Origin of the sequence: Pseudomonas sp. NPDC089392, from assembly GCF_044749595.1 — a bacterium.
In the GTDB taxonomy this organism is placed as follows: domain Bacteria; phylum Pseudomonadota; class Gammaproteobacteria; order Pseudomonadales; family Pseudomonadaceae; genus Aquipseudomonas.
This window is the reverse complement of the sequence record NZ_JBIVIF010000009.1, coordinates 94,185-113,727: the sequence shown is the minus strand read 5'-3', so window position 1 is coordinate 113,727 and position 19,543 is coordinate 94,185. Positions and strand designations below refer to the sequence as shown.

Genomic DNA, 19,543 nt, shown 5'->3' with positions numbered 1-19,543 from the left:
CGAAGAGGCCCGCACAGGTAACCCTCAGCTTTCGCGCAACACCGCCAACGGGCTGGCATTCAACGCCCGCCGCGTCCCCAATACCCCCGCGCCACCCACCAGCAGCGCCCCCGCCAGCGGCAGCATCAGCAGCCATGGGTGCGGGCTCCATTGCAAATCGAAGGCATAGCGGTACAGCACCAGGGTGATCAGCTCGCAGCCCACTGCCGCCAATAGCCCGCTGGCCGCACCCAGCAAACCGAACTCGATACGCCGCGCCTTGACCAGCAATGGCCGCGCCGCCCCCAGCGCACGCAGCAAGGCACCTTGGCGAATGCGCTCGTCCAGGGTTGCCTGCAAGCCGGCGAACAGCACCGCAAGCCCCGCCGCCAGCACGAACAGCAGCACATACTCCACCGCCAGGGTGACCTGGGCGAGGATGCTGCGCAGCTGATCGAGCAGCGCATCCACCTGCAGAATGGTCACTGCCGGGAACGCCCGGGATAGCGCCACTACATCCAGGTCATGCCCCGGTGCCAGGTAGAAGCTGGTCAGGTAGGTGGTCGGCAGCCCTTGCAGCGTGCCGGGCTGGAAGATCATGTAAAAGTTTGGCTGGAAGCTGTCCCAGTGCACACTGCGCACGCTGCTGACCCGCGCCTTGCGCTGCTGGCCGCCAATGTCGAAAGTCAGCAGGTCGCCCATTTGCAGTTTCAGGCTGCTGGCCAGTTGCGTCTCCACCGACACACCGGGGATTTCATTGTCGGCTGGCAAGGCCTGCCACCAGCTGCCTGCCGTCAGCACGTTGCCTTCGGGCAGTTCGGCGGCCCAGGTCAGGCTGAGGTCGCGCTGCACGGCGCGTTCGCCTGCTGAGTCCTTGCTGACAATCTGCTGCACCGGTTGATCGTTGATTTGCACCAGGCGCCCGGGCGTTACCGGATACAGCGGTGCCGATGCGGCGTTGACCTGGTGCAGGCGCTGGGTGAACGGTTCACGGTCATCCGGCAGGATGTTCAGGGCGAAATGGTTGGGCGCATCCTTGGGCAACTGCGCCTGCCAAGTGTCGAGCAACTCCGCACGCAGCAGGGCGACCAGAGCCATGGCCAGCAGTATCAGGCCGAAGGCCAGGGCCTGGCCGGCCGCCGCCATGGGGTGGCGCAGCAGTTGGCCCAGCCCCAGGCGCCAGGTCAGTGGCGCCCCGGCCAGCAGCTGGCGCAGGCTGCGCAAGCCGAGCAACAGCAAGCCACCGAGCAGCAGCGCGGCAACCAGGCCGCCGCCCAGCAGGGCGAAGGTGAGTAGCAGGTCGAGGCTCAGGCGCCACATGATCAGGCCCAGGGCGAGCAGGGCCGCGCCGTACACCATCCAGCTGCTGGGGGGGATCGGCAGCAGGTCACGGCGCAGCACCCGCAATGGCGGCACCTGGCCCAGGGCGGCAATCGGTGGCAGGGCGAAGCCGGCCAAGGCAACCAGCCCGGTAGCGATGCCGGCCAGGGCCGGGACGATGCCGCCGGCCGGCACCTCGCTTGGCAGCAAGCCATGCAGCAAGCGGAACAGGCCCAGCTGGGCCAGCCAGCCGAGCAGGGCGCCGGCCAGGGCGGCGACCAGGCCGAGCATGGCCAACTGCAGGCAATACAGGCCCAATGCCTGGCGGCGCGACAGGCCCAGGCAACGCAACAGGGCGCTGGCATCCAGGCGCCGTGCAGCATAGCGGCTGGCCGACAAGGCCACCGCCACCCCGGCCAGCAACACCGCCACCAGGCTTGCCATGTTCAGGTAGCGTTCGGCCTTGCCCAAGGCGCCGCCGATCTGCTGGTTGCCATCGCGGGTGTCGCGCAGCCGTTGGTTGGCGGCCAGGTCTTTTTCTACAGTCTGGCGGTATTTGGCCAGCGCCTCGGCATCACCGCGCCACAGGTCGCGATAGGTGACCCGGCTGCCCGGCTGGATTACGCCGGTGGCTTGCAGGTCGGCCAGGTTCATCATCACCCGCGGAGTAAGGCTATAGAAGTTGTTGGCGCGGTCTGGCTCATAGGTGAGTACGCGGCTCGTGCGCAGGGTTTTCATGCCCACGTCGATGCTGTCGCCAACCGCCAGCCCCAATGCGGCCAGCAGGCGCGGTTCGACCCACGCCTCGCCTGGCGCCGGGCCGCCGCCAGGCGTTTCTTCGGCATAAGGCGCCGGGGCACTGCGCACTTGCCCGCGCAATGGGTAAGCGCTGTCGGCAGCCTTGACGCTGGACAGCTGAATACCCTTGTCGCCGCCCACCACGCTGGTGAACTCGACCACCTGCGCATGGCGCAAACCCAGCGCAGTGCCGGCGTCGACCTGCTGCTCGCGGGCCGGGGCGCTGCCTTGCAGTACCAAGTCGGCGCCCAGGAACTCGCTGGCACGCAGTTGCATGGCGCCGTTGAGGCGGGCACCGAAATAGCCGATGGCGGTGCTGGCCGCTACCGCCACCAGCAGGGCGAAGAACAGCACGCGCACTTCACTGGCGCGAATGTCGCGCAGCAACTGGCGCAGGGCCAGGCCGCACAGGCGGGACAACGGCATGTGGGTCATCAGGCCTCCATCGGCGCCACCAGGCGGCCCGCGTCCAGGCGGATCTGGCGCCGGCAGCGCCGGGCCAGGCGTTCGTCGTGGGTGACCAGCACCAGCGTGGTGCCGCGCTCCTTGTTCAGCTCGAACAGCAGGTCGCTGATGCGCTCGCCGGTGTGGCTATCGAGGTTGCCTGTGGGTTCGTCGGCGAACAGCACTGCCGGTTGTGCAGCGAAGGCGCGGGCGATGGCCACCCGCTGCTGCTCGCCCCCCGACAACTGGCGTGGCGTGTGGCTCAGGCGTTTGCCCAGGCCGACCCGCTCCAACAAGGTGCGGGCGTGTTCGCGCGCATCGCGGCGGCCGTCCAGTTCCAGTGGCAACATGACATTTTCAAGGGCGTTGAGGCTGTCGAGCAGCTGGAACGACTGGAACACGAAGCCCACATGTTCGGCGCGCACCCTGGCGCGCTGGTCCTCGTCCAGTGGCCCCAGGTCGTGGCCGGCGAGGATGACCTTGCCAGCGCTGGGCCGGTCGAGGCCGGCGAGCAGGCCAAGCAGGGTCGACTTGCCCGAGCCCGAGGCGCCGACGATGGCCAGGCTGTCGCCTTGGGCCAGGTCGAGGGAGAGCGCGTGCAGGATGGCCAGGTCACCTTCCGCGCTGGGGACCACTTTGCTAAGGTTCTGCGCAACGAGAATGCTGGGGCCCATGGAGAATCCAATGCGAGTGTGGTGGTTGAGTGCCGGTCTGGCCCTGTATTGCCTGGCCCAGAGCGCGGCGGCGGGAACACTGCTGGTTGTCGGCGATAGTATCAGCGCCGGTTTTGGCCTGGATAGCCGCCAAGGCTGGGTGTCTTTGTTGCAGACCCGCCTCAGGGATGAAGGTTTCGATGACAAAGTGGTCAATGCCTCGATCAGTGGCGACACCAGTGCAGGTGGCCAGGCGCGGCTGCCGGCGCTGCTTGCAGAGCACAAGCCAAGCGTGGTGGTGCTGGAGCTGGGCGGCAACGATGGCCTGCGCGGGCAGCCGCCAGCGCAATTGCAACAAAATCTTGCCTCGATGATCGAAAGCGCGCGCAAGGCCGGCGCCAAGGTACTGCTATTGGGCATGCGCCTGCCGCCAAATTACGGCGTGCGCTACACCAGCGCCTTCGCCCAGGTGTATGTAAAGCTGGCGGCGGACAAACAGGTGCCTTTGGTGCCGTTTTTCCTCGAAGGGGTAGGGGGCGTGCCTGAACTGATGCAGGCTGATGGTATCCACCCAGCGCAGGGCGCCCAGCAGCGCTTGCTGGAAAATGCCTGGCCGGCGATAAAACCCTTGCTGTGACGCTTTAAACGGGGACGGCTTTCGGCTAATGTTGCGCCCCCCGTTTCGAGTGCCCCCGATGCCGCGCCCTGCCTGGTCCCTGTACGCCTATCAACTGATCGAGCCCGATGAGCAGCTCGACCTGTTCGCTTGCCAGGAAATCCGCGTCCACCTGGTGGCCCGCCAGCTTGAGCTGGGCGTGCCGGTCGACCGTACCCTGTGCGGCGGCCTGTTGCCGGCGCAACCTCGTTGGTCGGGGGTGCCGCGTTCGATCTACCGCGACGGCCGCTTGTGTGACCTGTGCCGCGCCATCCTCGATGCCCAGCGGCGGGGCATGCGCCCGGTGTGGCCGGAGCTGCACGGCAGCTGAACACAAGGCACCTTTCATCATCTGAAACGCTTGCATGGCGCCAATGCCTCCCGCTTGCATCGGCGCGGGTGTACAATCGTTCCTCTTGACCCACCTTTCGAAGGATTTACCGGATGTTGCCGCGCTTTCCTGCCGTCACCCGTAGCCTGTCCCTGGCCGCCCTGCTGGTAGCGGGCCCCGCTACTGCGCTGGAGCTGCCACTGCCACCGCCTGGTGAAGACATCGTCGGCCAGGTGCATGCGATCAAGGCAAAATACGAGGATACGTTCGCCGATATCGGCACTGCCAACGACCTCGGCTACCTGGAAATGATTGCCGCCAACCCGGGCGTCGACCCTTGGCTGCCAGGTGCCGGCACCGAAATCATCCTGCCGACCCGTTACATCCTGCCGCCGGGCCCGCGAGAAGGTGTCGTCATCAACCTGGCCGAGTACCGCCTGTACTACTTCCCGAAAGGGCAGAACGTGGTGCACACCTTCCCGCTGGGTATTGGTCGTGAAGGCTGGGGTTCGCCGATCGCCAACACCAAGATCACCGCCAAGACCCCGAACCCGACCTGGACCCCGCCCGCTTCGATCCGCAAAGAGCACGCGGCGGACGGTGACATCCTGCCGGCCGTGGTGCCGGCCGGCCCGGACAACCCGCTGGGCCCGTTCAAGTTCACCCTGGGTGTGCCGGGCTACCTGATCCACGGTTCGAACAAGAAGTTCGGTATTGGCATGCGTACCAGCCACGGTTGCTTCCGCATGCTCAACAACAACGTGCTGGAACTGTCGAAGATGGTGCCGGTGGGTACCCCGGTGCGCATCATCAACGAGCCTTACAAGTTCGGCATCAGTGGCGGCAAGGTCTATCTGGAGGCGCACACGCCGCTGGACGACCAGGGTAATCCGTCGGTGGTCGATAAACACACTGCGGTTATCAACGCCTTGCTCAAGCGGGAAGACCTGGCCAATAACCTGCGCATGAACTGGGACATGGTGCGTGACGTGGTCGCCGCAGAAGATGGCATGCCGGTAGAGATTGCCGTACCAGCCGAAAACCAGGGTGGCGCACCGATGGTTACGAGCATTCCGCCCGAACTGCAGTAAGCTGATAGCGACACACCCAGGCCTGCCTTAGTGCAGGCCTTTTTGTTTCTGTCTGGCGCGTTTGCCTTATGCGCAGGCAATAAAAAAGCCGACCCACAAGTGGGTCGGCTCCTTAACAATCCGTGAGGATTATTACTTGCGGCTGGCTTTGTCCAGCATACGCAGAGCGCGCTCGTTGGCTTCGTCAGCGGTCTGCTGAGCCTTCTGAGCGGCTGCCAGTGCGTCGTCAGCCTTACGGTAGGCTTCGTCTGCACGAGCTTGAGCGCGAGCTGCTGCGTCTTCAGTCGCAGTCAGACGAGCTTCGGTTTCTTTGGATACGCTGCTGCAACCGGTAGCCAGAACTGCGGCCAGAGCCAGAGCAGAGAATTTCAGAACGTTGTTCATCGTGTTCCCCTTCAAGGACTTTCTATTAAATAGCCATCTCTCGGAAAAGAGAAACTGGCCGGCGTACATAGTACCCATTACTTGTAGTAAGTAAACTGACTGAGCGCAAGAACTGCAAAAAAAATGTTGCTTGACGCCTCGCCGACAAGATTTGCGACGCGCATGTGAAAAAAATGTGCAGGGTGCGCAAGCGATTGTAGTACGGGAACTTTTTTGTTGAACTAACGGTGACTTTAACTGTCCCTCAGCGTCTTAAGCCCTAGAACATCCGGCGGCTGTTGGCGGGCGGGGAAGAGTCGCTGTTGCTGCGTTTTCTCCATTTTTACCCGCCGCCACCTTGAGTAATCCCGCTCGCGGCGCCTACTATCTTGTGAGTGCCAAGGGATCCGAACCATTGCAATCGTCCAATGGTCGAAGGGGCATCGGGTGACGTAGAGGATTCTGCGCCGGATAAACCACCATCGGTTAAGGTATGGGTCTGCCGAGAAGACCTGCGAGGAGTAGTGATGAGCGAAGCGCTGACCATCCACCATGACCAGGGCGGTCATCAGTTTGAGACCACCGTGGACGGTCATCGTGCCTATCTGACGTACATGGACCTTGGTAAGCAGACGCTGGACATCTATCGCACCTTCGTGCCCAACGCCCTGCGCGGCCGCGGGATTGCTGCCGCACTGACCGAAAGAGCCCTGGAGTACGCCGAGCAGATGGGCTATACGGTGATCCCGTCTTGCTCCTATGTAGAGCGCTACATGGAGCGCCAGCAGCGGCATTCGAGCAAGGTCTGAATCTGTAATTTCTGTAAATAAAGAGCGGGGCCGCTGCGCGCCCCATTCGCGGCACAAGGCCGCTCCTACAGGGGATCGCATAACCCTGTAGGAGCGGCCTTGTGCCGCGAATGGGGCGCGCAGCGGCCCCGCTCTTTATTTACATCAATCAGCCACGCTTACGCTGCGGCAACACATCCTTCAACTTGGTACGCATGCTGCGCAGGGTCTTCTCGGTGGCCGACCAGTCGATGCAGGCATCGGTAATCGACACGCCATACTGCAGCTCGTCCAGGTTCTTCGAAATCGACTGGCAGCCCCAGTTCAGGTGGCTCTCGACCATCAGGCCGATAATCGACTGGTTGCCTTCGAGGATCTGGTTGGCAACGTTCTCCATCACCAGTGGCTGCAGGGCCGGGTCCTTGTTGGAGTTGGCATGGCTGCAGTCGACCATGATGTTGGCCTTGATCTTGTTCTTGGCCAGGTCCTGTTCGCACAGGGCAACGCTGACCGAGTCGTAGTTCGGCTTGCCGTTGCCGCCGCGCAGTACCACGTGGCCGTACGGGTTGCCCTTGGTGGTGACGATCGACACGCCGCCCTCCTGGTTGATACCCAGGAAACGGTGCGGCTTGGACACCGACTGCAGGGCGTTGATGGCAACGGTCAGGCCGCCGTCAGTGCCGTTCTTGAAGCCGACCGCCGAGGACAGGCCCGAGGCCATCTCGCGGTGGGTTTGCGATTCGGTGGTGCGGGCGCCAATGGCCGACCAGCTGATCAGGTCCTGCAGGTACTGCGGGGAGATCGGGTCGAGCGCTTCGGTGGCGGTCGGCAGGCCCATTTCGGCCAGGTCCAGCAGCAGTTGGCGACCAATGTGCAAGCCATCCTGGATCTTGAACGAGTCATCCAGGTACGGGTCGTTGATCAGGCCTTTCCAGCCGACCGTGGTGCGCGGCTTTTCGAAGTACACGCGCATGACCAGGTACAGCGTGTCGGACACTTCCTCGGCCAGCACTTTCAGGCGCTCGGCGTATTCGTGGGCAGCCTTGATGTCATGGATGGAGCAAGGGCCGACCACGACGAACAGGCGATGGTCCTTGCCGTCGAGAATATTGCGCACCACTTCACGGCCGGCAGTTACGGTCTGCAGGGCCTTGGCGCTGAGGGGGATTTCCTTCTTGAGCTGATCGGGAGTGATCAGGGTCTCGTTGGAGGCAACGTTCAAGTCATCGATCGGTAAATCAGCCATCGTGTTACTCGTCAGGTCACGGTGCCGGCCGCCAACTATCCCCGTGCGGCCCAGCAGCAAGATTATTCGCAGCGGGGAGCGGAACCTTAGCGCGTTACAGGTGGCGCGACAATGGGCTGAACTTCCGCCAGGGTGGTGTTTTTCCTCTCTGCGCGGGTGCTTTGGCATCAATGGGCTGCCCTGCGCTGCGCAACCTGTGTAAAAAGAGGGCTGACTTTTACCTGGAGACCAGCATGCAACCGCACACACCACGTATCGGCATCATTGGCAGCGGTGCCATCGGCGGCTTCTATGGGTTGATGCTGGCCAGGGCCGGCTTCGATGTGCATTTCCTGTTGCGCAGCGAGTACCAGGCCGTTAGTGAGCAGGGGCTGGCTGTGGACAGTGCCGTGCATGGTGCGCTGCAGATGAAGGTGCAGGCATACGCAAGTGCCGCCGACATGCCGCCGTGCGACTGGCTGCTGATCGGTGCCAAGGCCACCAGCAACGACCAGCTGGCGCCGTTGATCGTCCAGGCCGCCGCGCCCGGTGCCAAGGTGGTGCTGCTGCAGAACGGCCTGGGTGTGGAGGAGCAGTTGCGTCCAGCCTTGCGCAGCGATATGCACCTGCTCGGCGGCCTGTGCTTCATCTGCGTCAACCGCCAGGCGCCGGGCGTGATCCGTCATCAGGCCCTGGGCGCGGTCAACCTTGGCTATCACAGTGGGCCCGCCAGTGATGGCGGTGCTGCGCTGGTCAATGAAGGTGCGGGGCTGTTCCAGGCCGCGGGCATCGATTCGCAGGTCATGCCCAACCTGGCCCAGGCGCGCTGGCAGAAGCTGGTGTGGAACGTGCCTTATAACGGCCTGTCGGTGCTGCTGGGTGCCAGCACCACACCGCTGATGGCAGACGGCCACAGCCGTGACCTGATCCAGGTCTTGATGGCCGAGGTGGTGCAGGGCGCGGCAGCTTGTGGCCATGTGTTGCCCGAGGGCTATGCCGAGCACCTGTTCCAGATAACCGAGCGCATGCCTGACTACTGGCCAAGCATGTACCACGACCATGCCCACAAGCGCCCGCTTGAACTGCAGGCTATCTATGCCGAGCCGCTGGCGCGTGCGCGTGCGGCCGGCTGCAGCTTGCCGCGTATGGAAATGCTGTACCAGGCGTTGGGTTTCATCGACAGCAGCAAGCGGCTCCTGTGAGGGCGGCTTTTGACCTTGGCAGTGCTCTCCAGCCCGCGCCAGCAGTGCGCCAGACGGCAAAGCGTGCGTCTGGTGCACTGCTAAGCTGAAGCTTGCTCTGCCGCTGCGGCAGTCGAGGAGGTCGAATGATCCGCTCCATGCTGTACGCCACCGACCTCGGTGTCTACGCCCCTTTTGTGATGCAACACGCGCTGGCCCTGGCGCGCACTTTCAGTGCCGAGTTGTATGTGATCCATGCGGTAGAGCCTATGGGGCAGTTCGCCGAATCCCTCCTGCAAAGCTACCTCGATGAACAGACGCTCGACCAGTTGCATAGCCAGGGGGTGAATACGGTGATGGCCAACATCGAGCAGCGCGTGCTGGAAAACTTTCGCGATGAGTTGGGCGAGGAGGCCGACCTTGCAGTGATCAAGGCCGTGCGGGTGCGTCAGGGCGACCCGGCACAGGTGATCCTCGACCAGGCGCAACGGCTGAGCGTAGACCTGTTGATTTTCGGCAGCCACAGTGCCGGCGCCGGTGTCGATGTGCCGCTGGGGCGCACCGCCGTGCGGCTGCTGCAGCTGTCGCCGGTACCGGTGTACATGGTGCCGTTGGCGCAGCATTTGGGGCGTAGGAAAGCGTGAAGATGGCCGTAGGCCATTTCCGAGGGGTGTAACAAAATAGTTCTAGATTTATTTCCAGAACCACTAATATAGTTATATATCGTCGCTGCTTGCTGCCGCTGACTCATCGCTGAACCGAGGGGAATCTATGAAGCTTCAACAACTGCGCTACATCTGGGAAGTGGCGCACCATGACCTCAACGTCTCCGCGACGGCGCAGAGCCTGTATACCTCCCAGCCGGGTATCAGCAAGCAGATCCGCCTGCTCGAAGATGAGCTGGGTGTTGAAGTTTTTGCCCGCAGCGGCAAGCACCTGACCCGCGTCACCCCGGCCGGTGAGCGCATCATCAATACCGCGGGCGAAATCCTGCGCAAGGTCGAGAGCATCAAGCAGATTGCCCAGGAGTTCTCCAACGAGAAGAAGGGCACGCTGTCCATCGCCACCACCCACACCCAGGCGCGCTATGCCTTGCCGCCGGTGATCAGCAGCTTCATCAAGCAGTACCCGGAAGTGTCCCTGCACATGCACCAGGGTTCGCCCATGCAAATTGCCGAGATGGCCGCAGACGGTACCGTTGATTTCGCCATCGCCACCGAGGCACTGGAGCTGTTCGGCGACCTGATCATGATGCCGTGCTACAAGTGGAACCGCTGTGTGGTGGTGCCACAAGGTCACCCGCTGGCCAAGCTGCCTAAGCTGACCCTGGAAGCGGTCGCCGAATACCCGATCGTCACCTACGTGTTCGGTTTCACCGGGCGCTCGAAGCTGGACGAAGCGTTCAACCACCGTGGCCTCACACCAAAAGTGGTGTTCACTGCAGCTGACGCCGACGTGATCAAGACCTATGTGCGCCTGGGGCTGGGCGTGGGTATCGTCGCCGGCATGGCGGTGGACGCCAAGCTCGACAGTGACCTGGTGGCCCTGGATGCCAGCGAGCTGTTCGAAGCCAGCATCACCAAGATCGGCTTCCGCCGTGGCACCTTCCTGCGTGGTTTCATGTGCGACTTCATCGAGAAGTTTGCCCCGCACCTGACCCGTGAAGTGATGGCCAAGGCCATTCAGTGCCATAACAAGCAGGAGCTGGAAGAGCTGTTCGAAGGTGTCGAACTACCGGTGCACTGATCCGAAATTGCAGGGGGCCGCTTTGCGGCCCATCGCGACACAAGGCCGCTCCTACAGGGTTATGCGATCTCTTGTAGGAGCGGCCTTGTGTCGCGATGGGGCGCGAAGCGGCCCCGGCTATCTCAAGCCTTGCTGATCAGGTTGCCAGCGTGTAACCCGCACTCTTTCTGCGTCGACTCTTCCCACCACCAACGCCCTTCGCGCTCATGCTGGTTCGGCAGCACCGGCCGGGTGCATGGCTCGCAGCCAATGCTGATGAAGCCGCGCTCATGCAGGCTGTTGTACGGCAGCTCCAGCATGCGGATATAACCCCATACCTCTTCGCTGCTCATCTGCGCCAGCGGGTTGAACTTGTACAAGGTGTGCTCAGGGGTGGAGAAGGCGCTGTCGATTTCCAGTGCCGCCACCTGGCTGCGGGTACCTGGGCTCTGATCGCGGCGCTGGCCGGTGGCCCAGGCGCTGACAGTGGCCAGTTTGCGCCGCAGCGGCTCGATCTTGCGGATGCCGCAGCACTCGCCGTGGCCGTCCTTGTAGAAGCTGAACAGGCCCTTTTCCTTGACGAATGGGTCAAGCTTGGCGCGGTCGGGGCTGAGGATTTCGATCGGCAGGTTGTACTGCTCACGTACCTGGTCGATGAACCGGTAGGTCTCCGGGTGCAGGCGGCCGGTGTCGAGGCTGAACACCTTGACCTGCTTGTTCAGCTTCCAGGCCATGTCGACCAGCACCACATCCTCGGCGCCGCTGAAGGAGACCCACAGGTCATCGCCAAAGTGCTCGAAGGCGAGCTTGAGGATGTCCTGCGGGGACTTGTTGGCATAGGTCGCGGCCAGGGCGGCGACGTCGAAGGGTTGGCTCATCAGGCGGTTTCCATCTTGGCTGTGGCGCTGTGCGCTCGTAGTAAAGTGATGGTAACAAAAAACGCGGGCTAGACGGGCTGATATCGGTGGTGGATTCTTCGCGGGTGAACCCGCTCCCACAGGTACGGCGCGCATCTTCGGGGTCGCGCGATCCCTGTGGGAGCGGTTTTACCCGCGAAAAATCCAGCGCCGATTACAAGCCTTGCAAGGTCTGCATCAACACGCGCACCTTGGCAATCGACTCTTCATATTCAGCCTGCCATTCGGAGTCGGCCACCACCGCGCCGCCGCCCCAGCAGCTGACCTGCCCGTCCTTGATCAGCAGGCTGCGAATGGCAATGGAGCTGTCCATTTCGCCGCGCACGTCCACATACAGCAGCGAGCCGCAGTACAGTGCCCGGCGCGCCGGCTCCAGTTCGTCGATGATCTGCATGGCGCGAATCTTCGGTGCGCCGGTAATCGAGCCGCCGGGGAAGCTGTCGCCGATCAGGTCCAGGGCGTCCTTGTCGCTGGCCAACTGGCCGGTGATGCTGCTGACCAGGTGGTGCACGTTGGGGTAGCTTTCCAGGCTGAACAGCTCTGGCACCTTCACCGAACCGATCTGGCAGGTACGCCCCAGGTCGTTGCGCAGCAGGTCGACGATCATCAGGTTTTCCGAGCGGTCCTTGGGGCTGTGCAGCAGCTCTTCGGCATTGCGCGCGTCTTCGCCTGGGTCACTGGCGCGAGGGCGGGTGCCCTTGATCGGCCGGGTTTCCACCTGGCCTTGGCTGACGCGTATAAAGCGCTCGGGCGAAAAGCTCAACAAGGCACTGCCGTCGGCCAGTTGCTGGTAGCCGGAAAACGGCGTGGGGCAGGCCTGGCGCAGTGCCTGGTAAGCCTGCCATGGGTCGCCCTGGCAGGGCGCGCGGAAGCGCTGGGTGAGGTTGATCTGGTAGCAGTCACCGGCCTGGATGTAGCGCTGCACCTGGTCGAACGCGTCCCGGTACTGTTCGGGCTGCAGGTCGCCGGCCATCGGCGCGAGCAGCTGGAAGCCGCCGGCCTCTGCGTTGTCGGCGCCTTCGAACAGGCTGACCAGGCGTTCGCGCTCGCTGCCTGCCAGGCTCGGGTGGAATACCAGCTGGCTGGTGCCGTGCAGGTGGTCGCTGACCAGTGCCCAAGCGTACAGGCCCAGTTGTGCATCGGGCAGGCCGAGGTCATCCACGGCCAGGCAAGGCAAGTGCTCAAGGCGGCGGCCGAAGTCGTAGCTCAGGTAGCCGATCAGGCCGCCGGCAAAGGGCAACTCGCTGCCTTCGGGCAATTGCGCGTGGCCCAGTTGCGCCAGGCCGGCGCGCAGGCGCTGGAGGAACGTGCGGCCATCTTCGCCGGGCTGCGCTTGCAAGTGTTGCAGCGGCCAGGCGCTGAGCAGGTCGAAGCGCCCGCGTTCGGCGCCGGGGCGGGCGCTGTCGAGCAGGATCGCCCCGGGGGCCTGGCGCAGGCGGGCGAAATAGGTTGCAGGGTCGGGCTGGTAGGGCAGGGGGTAAAGCGTACAGGTCGGCATCAGTGTGGACGGCGATGTAAAAGCGAGGAGGGCGATTGTAGACCTGTGTAGGAAAAGCGCCTAGCACTGGGCGCGACATTCAACATTGTGTTTGGCCCAAGGGGGCCGCTTTGCGGCCCATCGCGACACAAGGCCGCTCCTACAGGAGATCGCGTATCTCTGTAGGAGCGGCCTTGTGTCGCGATGGGCTGCAAAGCAGCCCCGGCATTTTCAGCCTGGATGCACGTGCCCGAACAGCCCTTGCGATACTCGCACCCGCTGCTCGGCATCTTCGCTAATACCATCCTTGGCCAGTGCTTCGATGTGCGCCTCGATGGCATGGGTACGCTGGGTAAGCCCACAGTCGTTGGCAATCTGGATGTTCAGCCCCGGGCGGGCGTTCAGCTCCAGAATCAGCGGGCCCTTGTCCTGGTCCAGCACCATGTCCACGCCGATGTAGCCCAGGCCACACAGTTCGTAGCAGCCGGCGGCCAGCTTCATGAAGCCGTCCCAGTTCGGCAGTTGCACGCCGTCCACCGCGTTGGTGGTGTCCGGGTGCTTGCTGATGATGTTGTTCAGCCAGGTACCGCGCAGGGTTACGCCGGTGGCCAGGTCGACACCCACGCCAATGGCGCCCTGGTGCAGGTTGGCCTTGCCGCCGGACTGGCGGGTCGGCAGGCGCAGCATGGCCATTACCGGGTAGCCCATCAGCACGATGATGCGGATGTCCGGCACGCCTTCGTAGCTGATGCTCTTGAAGATCTGGTCCGGGGTCACCCGGTACTCGATCAGCGCGCGGTCGCGGTGGCCGCCGAGCGAGTACAGGCCGGTAAGGATGCTCGAGACCTGGTGCTCGATTTCCTCGTGGCTGATGATCTTGCCCGACACTGTGCGGTAACGGTCCTCGAAACGGTCGGCGATCACCAGGATGCCGTCACCGCCAGCGCCCTGCGCCGGCTTGATGACGAAGTCGTTGCGCCCGCCGATGATTTCGTGAAGCTTTTCGATCTGCTTCTCGGTCTCGATGATGCCGTACATTTCCGGCACATGGATGCCGGCTGCCAGGGCGCGCTCCTTGGTGATGATCTTGTCGTCGACGATCGGGTACAGGTGGCGCTTGTTGTACTTCAGCACGTAGTCCGCGTTGCGCCGGTTGATACCCATGATGCCCCGGGCCTCCAGGGCTTTCCACGTCTTGATCAGGCCAAACATCAGGCGTCAGCCTTCTTCAGGAATGCCTTGAAGCGCACGAGCTCGGTCAGGCGGTAGCCACGGTAGCGGCCCATCGCCAGCATGAAGCCCACCAGGATCAACAGCACGGCAGGGAAGGTGAACACGAAGTACACCAGCTCCGGCACCATCATCAGCAGGTGCGCCACGGAGGCGGCGAACAGGGTGCCGATGGCCACTTTCATGGCATGGCCACCACCACGCTCTTCCCAGGTGATCGACAGGCGTTCGATGGTCATGGTCAGGATCACCATCGGGAACAGTGCCACCGACAGCCCACGCTCAAGGCCCAGCTTGTGGCTGAACAGACTGATGGCGGCGATCAGCACCACGACGAAGGTCAGCACCACCGACAGGCGGGGCAGCATCTGCAGTTTCAGGTGTTCCAGGTACGAGCGTAGCGACAGGCCCAGGGCGGTGATTACCGTGAAAAGCACGATACCGAAGCCCAGCTGGGTCTCGCGGAAGGCCAGGGCGATCAGTACCGGGGTGAAGGTACCGAGGGTTTGCAGGCCGATCAGGTTGCGCAGTACCAGGATCACCAGCACGCCGATCGGGATCATCACCATGATCATGAAGGTTTGCTGGGTTTGCAGCGGCAGGCCGTACAGCGAGTACTCAAGGAAGTCGGCGTCAGTGTTCTCGTCGGTCAGCTTGGCCAGGCGGATGGCGTTCATCTCGCTGTTGTTCATGCTGAAGGTAACGTTGGCCTTCTTGCCGCCATCGACGGTGATCAGGTTGTCGTCACCGGTCCACCACAGCAGGCGGTCGCTCGGCAAGCCCTGCTCACCGTTGTCCGGGTTGAAGTACAGCCAGTCGTTGCCGTTGAAACTGCGCAGCCACAGTTCCGGGGTTTGCGGGGTGTCGGCCACCAGGCGGATGGTGTGCACCTTTTCCATCGGCACGTGGGCAATCGACAGCAGCAGGTCGATGACCTGGGCCTTCTTCATGGGCGAGGTGTCACCGGCCAGCAGCAGCTTGACGTTGTCGTCGTTGAGGTTGTTGACCCGCTTGATGGTCTCGCTGACAAAGGTCTCGACATCGGCCGAGTGCTGGCGGATCGGCGCCATCAGGGCTTCGGCAGCGATCTTCTCGGGGCCCTCGATGGCCAGGCTGTCACGGAAGGTCGGGCCTTTGACCGTGGTCTTCTCGTTGCTGTAGCGCTTGGTCAGCACCAGGCGGTAGTAGAGCGTCTGGTTGCCGCTGGCACGGCGAGCCGACCAGGTGACCTTGCGGTTGCCGTCGGCACGGTTGACGCTCACCCCGTAGTTGTTGGAGATGAAGCTCTCGTTGAGGCTGACGTAGTCGCGGTTCAGCGGCGGCACGAACATCTGCACCTTGACCGGGTCCTTGGTGCTGGCCACGAACTCGACCTTGGCGTCGATGTTCCACAGGTCGTCGGTTTCATCTTCGGTCACCGGGATGCCGAGGAAGAAGATCTGATAAGCCGTGACCGCCACGCCCAGTAGCACCAGCACGGTGATCAGGACTTTCAGATGGAGGGTAAGAGAGCGCATCGGAGTTACTCTGCTTTGGGAGCGTCGGTGGCACAGGCAGGTTTGCCGGCCGCATATTTAAGGCTTGGGTCGACCAGCGCGTCGAAGTGCTTGAGCGCCTCGGAGCCGATCAGCAGCGGGAACTGGAAGGCGCTGCGGTCGGTGAGGTTGACTTCGATGGTGCGCATGGCCTGGCCCATGCAGATTTCCAGTTCGATGACCGGGCGTGCCGTGTAGGCTTTGCCCGATTCGGCATCATAGTCGCCAGCCCGGCGCTTGATTTTACTCACCCGTGCCAGCGGGCGTTCGATCGGGTGCGAGTGGGCGGCATCGATCGCCAGGTAGAAGCGCACCCAGCTTTCGCCGTTGCGCTTGAAGCGCTTGATGTCGCGGGCACTGAGCGATGCGGTCTTGGCGCCGGTGTCGAGCTTGGCGGCTACTTCCAGGTCCAGGTCGCCCAAGCGTGCGTATTCGTTGAGACCATACACGGTCTTGCCCGCAGCCTGGCCAAGGGCCGGAAGCAGGGTGAGGCATAGCAGCATTAAAACGGGTGTAAGTCTCATAATCCTGGCGCGGTGCAGTGCAAGGTTCGTGGCTATGTTCAGGGCAAGGCGACTGGCAACTACTGCGCAAGCTTCCTCGTTCATCTGTCAACAAGCATGAATGGATGACAGACAGGCTATCCATACCCCATCGGAGGCGCGGCATTCTATCACGCCGACGTCTTGACGCCAGCGGTGCGCGATCTGACAGCGGCGAGGCGGTGATAGTTCGTTCTTAGACGATTGTTGACAATATTGATTTTGTCTTTGACTTGGCGGCCTTGATTCGCTAATTTCTGGCGAAGTGATTTTCAAGGTGTCGACAATATGCAGGACCTCTCCCTTGCCACCCCGGCGCTGGCAGACGAAACGGAAACCTTGTCCGAAAACGTCTTCCGGCGCATCCAGGCGGCTATCGTCAAAGGCGAGATCGCCCCTGGCAGCAAAATTTCCGAGCCGGAGCTGGCGCGTACCTATGGCATCAGCCGCGGGCCGCTGCGCGAGGCCATCCACCGCCTCGAAGGCCAGCGCCTGCTGGTGCGCGTACCGCATGTGGGGGCGCGGGTGGTGTCGCTCAACCACGCCGAGCTGATCGAGCTGTACGAAATTCGCGAATCGCTGGAAGGCATGGCTTGCCGCCTGGCCGCCGAACGCATGAGCCAGGCTGACATCGACGAATTGCGCCGGGTGCTCGACACCCACGAGCGCGATGCCGCGTTCCAGGCCGGCCTGGGCTATTACCAGCAGGAAGGCGACTACGACTTCCATTACCGGATCATCCAGGGCAGTGGCAACCAGACCCTGGTCAAGATGCTCTGCGGCGAGCTGTACCAGCTGGTGCGCATGTACCGCATCCAGTTCTCCGCTACGCCCAACCGGCCTCGCCAGGCCTTTGCCGAACACCACCGTATTCTCGATGCCATCGCCGACCGTGACGGCGAGCTGGCCGAACTCCTGATGCGCCGCCACATCGGCGCCTCCAAGCGCAATATCGAGCGTCACTACCTGGACGCCCACAACAACAGCCCACGAGGTGAGAAATGACTGTGAAGAGCACCCCCGGTCAGCGTTTCCGCGACGCCGTTGCCGCCGAACACCCGCTGCAGGTGGTTGGCGCCATCAATGCCAACCATGCCCTGCTGGCCAAGCGCGCCGGCTTCAAGGCCATCTACCTGTCCGGTGGCGGCGTGGCCGCCGGCTCCCTGGGCCTGCCAGACCTGGGCATCAGTGGCCTGGACGACGTGCTCACCGACGTGCGCCGCATCACCGACGTGTGCGACGTGCCGTTGCTGGTAGATGTCGACACCGGCTTTGGTTCTTCGGCCTTCAACGTCGCCCGTACCGTGCGCTCGATGAGCAAGTTCGGCGCTGCCGCCATCCATATCGAGGACCAGGTTGGCGCCAAGCGTTGCGGCCACCGCCCGAACAAGGAAATCGTCAGCCAGCAGGAAATGGTCGACCGCATCAAGGCCGCCGTCGATGCCCGTACTGACGACAGCTTCGTGATCATGGCACGTACCGACGCCCTGGCCGTCGAGGGCTTGAACGCCGCCCTGGACCGCGCCGAGGCCTGCATCGAGGCCGGCGCCGACATGATCTTCCCGGAAGCCATCACCGAATTGCAGATGTACAAGACCTTCGCTGATCGGGTGAAGGCACCGATTTTGGCCAATATCACCGAATTCGGCGCCACGCCGCTGTACACCACCGAGGAACTGGCCTCGGTCGACGTGTCGCTGGTTCTGTACCCGCTGTCGGCGTTCCGCGCCATGAACAAGGCGGCCGAGAACGTGTACACCGCGCTGCGCCGCGACGGCACGCAGAAGAATGTGATCGACACCATGCAGACCCGCATGGAGCTCTACGATGCCATTGGTTACCACGCCTTCGAGCAAAGCCTCGATGCGCTGTTCGCCCAGAAGAAAGGGTAAGTGATGGTGCCTGTGCCGGCCTCTTCGCGGCTAAAGCCGCTCCTACAAGGTCCTGCACAGGTCTGTAGGAGCGGGTTTACCCGCGAAGAGGCCGCCCCAGGTTTCAACGATTAGCCAGATTTCCATAACAAATTCAAGAAAGGAGAAACACCATGGCCGAAGCAAAAGTACTCAGTGGCGCAGGCCTGCGCGGCCAGGTGGCCGGCCAGACCGCGCTGTCGACCGTGGGCCAGGCCGGCGCCGGGCTGACCTACCGTGGTTACGACGTGCGTGACCTGGCCGCCGGTGCCGAATTCGAAGAAGTCGCCTACCTGCTGCTGTACGGCGAGCTGCCAACCCAGGCCGAACTGGCTGACTACAAGCGCAAGCTCAAAGGCCTGCGTGACCTGCCACAAGCGCTGAAGGAAGTGCTTGAGCGCATCCCGCGCGACGCCCACCCGATGGACGTGATGCGCACCGGTTGCTCTGTACTCGGCACCCTGGAGCCAGAGCTGACCTTCGAAGCCCAGCGCGACAAGACCGACCGCCTGCTGGCCCTCTTCCCGGCGGTGATGTGCTACTGGTACCGCTTCACCCACGACGGCCTGCGCATCGACTGCACCAGCGACGAAGACACCCTCGGTGGCCACTTCCTGCACCTGCTGCACGGCAAGAAGCCGAGCGAGCTGCACGTCAAGGTCATGAACGTGTCGCTGATCCTTTACGCCGAGCATGAGTTCAACGCCTCGACCTTCACTGCCCGCGTGTGTGCCTCGACCCTGTCCGACCTGTACTCCTGCGTCACCGCCGCCATCGGCTCGCTGCGCGGCCCGCTGCACGGTGGTGCCAACGAAGCGGCGATGGAGCTGATCGAGCGCTTCCAGAGCCCGCAGGAAGCCACTGCCGAGCTGCTGCGCATGCTGGAGCGCAAGGACAAGATCATGGGCTTTGGCCATGCCATCTACAAAGAGTCCGACCCGCGCAACGAGGTGATCAAGGGCTGGTCGAAGCAGTTGGCCGACGAAGTCGGTGACAAGGTGCTGTACCCGGTTTCCGAAGCCATCGACAAGACCATGTGGGAGCAGAAGCGCCTGTTCCCCAACGCCGACTTCTACCATGCCTCGGCGTACCACTTCATGGGCATCCCGACCAAGCTGTTCACCCCGATCTTCGTCTGCTCGCGCCTGACCGGCTGGGCGGCGCACGTGTTCGAACAGCGCGCCAACAACCGCATCATCCGCCCGAGCGCCGAGTATGTCGGCGTCGAGCAGCGCCAGTTCGTGCCGATCGAGCAGCGCTGAATAGATATAGAGAGGCAACCCGTCCCTTTGTAGGAGCGGGCTTGCCCGCGAATGCGTCCGACCGGGCAACCCCTGTGCACCTGCTGACGCATTCGCGGGCACGCCCGCTCCCACAGG

General features: G+C 63.1%; 19 protein-coding genes. 10 read left to right on the top strand and 9 right to left on the bottom strand.

The features are described 5' to 3' along the window. Positions 1–24: 24 nt before the first annotated feature. Positions 25–2,532, bottom strand: coding sequence for an ABC transporter permease (locus tag ACIP1G_RS11335; RefSeq protein WP_400736666.1), 2,508 nt, complete (start codon positions 2,530–2,532; stop codon positions 25–27). Continuing rightward, positions 2,532–3,215, bottom strand: a complete 684-nt coding sequence (locus tag ACIP1G_RS11330) for an ABC transporter ATP-binding protein (protein WP_400736664.1) — start codon at positions 3,213–3,215, stop codon at positions 2,532–2,534. The genes ACIP1G_RS11335 and ACIP1G_RS11330 overlap by 1 nt, the downstream gene beginning before the upstream one ends. Before the next feature lie 10 nt (positions 3,216–3,225). On the opposite strand from ACIP1G_RS11330, the gene ACIP1G_RS11325 reads away from it, so the two are divergent. From ACIP1G_RS11325 to ACIP1G_RS11315, 3 genes are all read left to right on the top strand, one after another. Further along, positions 3,226–3,831: an arylesterase gene (locus ACIP1G_RS11325; RefSeq protein WP_400736661.1), complete on the top strand. Its 606-nt coding sequence runs from the start codon at positions 3,226–3,228 to the stop codon at positions 3,829–3,831. 58 nt (positions 3,832–3,889) lie between these two features. Next, positions 3,890–4,180 carry a hypothetical protein gene (locus tag ACIP1G_RS11320; RefSeq protein ID WP_110745001.1) on the top strand — a complete coding sequence of 97 codons (291 nt, stop codon included), beginning with the start codon at positions 3,890–3,892 and terminating at the stop codon, positions 4,178–4,180. A 113-nt stretch (positions 4,181–4,293) separates the two neighbouring features. Further along, positions 4,294–5,271 carry a L,D-transpeptidase family protein gene (locus tag ACIP1G_RS11315; protein ID WP_400736658.1) on the top strand — a complete coding sequence of 326 codons (978 nt, stop codon included), beginning with the start codon at positions 4,294–4,296 and terminating at the stop codon, positions 5,269–5,271. A 132-nt stretch (positions 5,272–5,403) separates the two neighbouring features. Here the strand turns inward: ACIP1G_RS11315 and oprI are convergent, their stop codons facing one another. Beyond that, positions 5,404–5,655, bottom strand: a complete 252-nt coding sequence (gene oprI, locus ACIP1G_RS11310) for an outer membrane lipoprotei OprI (RefSeq protein WP_003259780.1) — start codon at positions 5,653–5,655, stop codon at positions 5,404–5,406. A gap of 506 nt (positions 5,656–6,161) precedes the next feature. Here oprI and ACIP1G_RS11305 point away from each other — a divergent pair. Beyond that, entirely contained in the window at positions 6,162–6,443 is a 282-nt protein-coding gene (locus tag ACIP1G_RS11305) for a GNAT family N-acetyltransferase (protein ID WP_400736656.1), read from the top strand. Between the two features lie 148 nt (positions 6,444–6,591). On the opposite strand, the gene ACIP1G_RS11300 is transcribed toward ACIP1G_RS11305, so the two are convergent. Next, the gene (locus tag ACIP1G_RS11300) at positions 6,592–7,668 is read right to left on the bottom strand and encodes a 3-deoxy-7-phosphoheptulonate synthase (protein ID WP_400736654.1); all 1,077 of its coding nucleotides are present in this window, start codon (positions 7,666–7,668) and stop codon (positions 6,592–6,594) included. A 233-nt stretch (positions 7,669–7,901) separates the two neighbouring features. Here ACIP1G_RS11300 and ACIP1G_RS11295 point away from each other — a divergent pair, with 233 nt between their 5' ends. The 3 genes from ACIP1G_RS11295 (at position 7,902) to cysB (ending at position 10,574) form a co-directional block, all read left to right on the top strand. Continuing rightward, entirely contained in the window at positions 7,902–8,849 is a 948-nt protein-coding gene (locus tag ACIP1G_RS11295; RefSeq protein WP_400736651.1) for a putative 2-dehydropantoate 2-reductase, read from the top strand. A gap of 125 nt (positions 8,850–8,974) precedes the next feature. Beyond that, positions 8,975–9,472: a universal stress protein gene (locus ACIP1G_RS11290; RefSeq protein ID WP_021782885.1), complete on the top strand. Its 498-nt coding sequence runs from the start codon at positions 8,975–8,977 to the stop codon at positions 9,470–9,472. A gap of 127 nt (positions 9,473–9,599) precedes the next feature. After that, a complete protein-coding gene (gene cysB / locus ACIP1G_RS11285; RefSeq protein WP_010953293.1) occupies positions 9,600–10,574 on the top strand; it encodes an HTH-type transcriptional regulator CysB in 975 nt (324 codons plus the stop codon). A 122-nt stretch (positions 10,575–10,696) separates the two neighbouring features. Here the strand turns inward: cysB and ACIP1G_RS11280 are convergent, their stop codons facing one another. From ACIP1G_RS11280 to ACIP1G_RS11260, 5 genes are all read right to left on the bottom strand, one after another. After that, a complete protein-coding gene (locus ACIP1G_RS11280; protein WP_400736647.1) occupies positions 10,697–11,431 on the bottom strand; it encodes a phosphoadenylyl-sulfate reductase in 735 nt (244 codons plus the stop codon). 193 nt (positions 11,432–11,624) lie between these two features. Beyond that, entirely contained in the window at positions 11,625–12,968 is a 1,344-nt protein-coding gene (gene pabB / locus ACIP1G_RS11275; RefSeq protein ID WP_400736646.1) for an aminodeoxychorismate synthase component I, read from the bottom strand. A 210-nt stretch (positions 12,969–13,178) separates the two neighbouring features. Then, positions 13,179–14,159, bottom strand: a complete 981-nt coding sequence (locus ACIP1G_RS11270) for an alpha-L-glutamate ligase-like protein (RefSeq protein WP_400736644.1) — start codon at positions 14,157–14,159, stop codon at positions 13,179–13,181. Then, positions 14,159–15,694: an inactive transglutaminase family protein gene (locus ACIP1G_RS11265; protein WP_400736641.1), complete on the bottom strand. Its 1,536-nt coding sequence runs from the start codon at positions 15,692–15,694 to the stop codon at positions 14,159–14,161. The genes ACIP1G_RS11270 and ACIP1G_RS11265 overlap by 1 nt, the downstream gene beginning before the upstream one ends. A 5-nt stretch (positions 15,695–15,699) precedes the next feature. Beyond that, positions 15,700–16,236 carry an ATP-dependent zinc protease gene (locus tag ACIP1G_RS11260; protein ID WP_019470703.1) on the bottom strand — a complete coding sequence of 179 codons (537 nt, stop codon included), beginning with the start codon at positions 16,234–16,236 and terminating at the stop codon, positions 15,700–15,702. A 306-nt stretch (positions 16,237–16,542) separates the two neighbouring features. Between ACIP1G_RS11260 and ACIP1G_RS11255 the strand changes: the two genes are divergently transcribed. The 3 genes from ACIP1G_RS11255 (at position 16,543) to prpC (ending at position 19,426) form a co-directional block, all read left to right on the top strand. After that, entirely contained in the window at positions 16,543–17,259 is a 717-nt protein-coding gene (locus tag ACIP1G_RS11255; protein ID WP_400736638.1) for a GntR family transcriptional regulator, read from the top strand. Then, on the top strand, positions 17,256–18,146 hold the full coding sequence (gene prpB / locus ACIP1G_RS11250; RefSeq protein WP_400736635.1) for a methylisocitrate lyase: 891 nt from the start codon (positions 17,256–17,258) through the stop codon (positions 18,144–18,146). The genes ACIP1G_RS11255 and prpB overlap by 4 nt, the downstream gene beginning before the upstream one ends. Positions 18,147–18,298: 152 nt before the next feature. Next, complete coding sequence (gene prpC, locus ACIP1G_RS11245) at positions 18,299–19,426, top strand: 2-methylcitrate synthase (RefSeq protein WP_346642964.1); 1,128 nt, start codon at positions 18,299–18,301, stop codon at positions 19,424–19,426. Positions 19,427–19,543 lie beyond the last annotated feature (117 nt).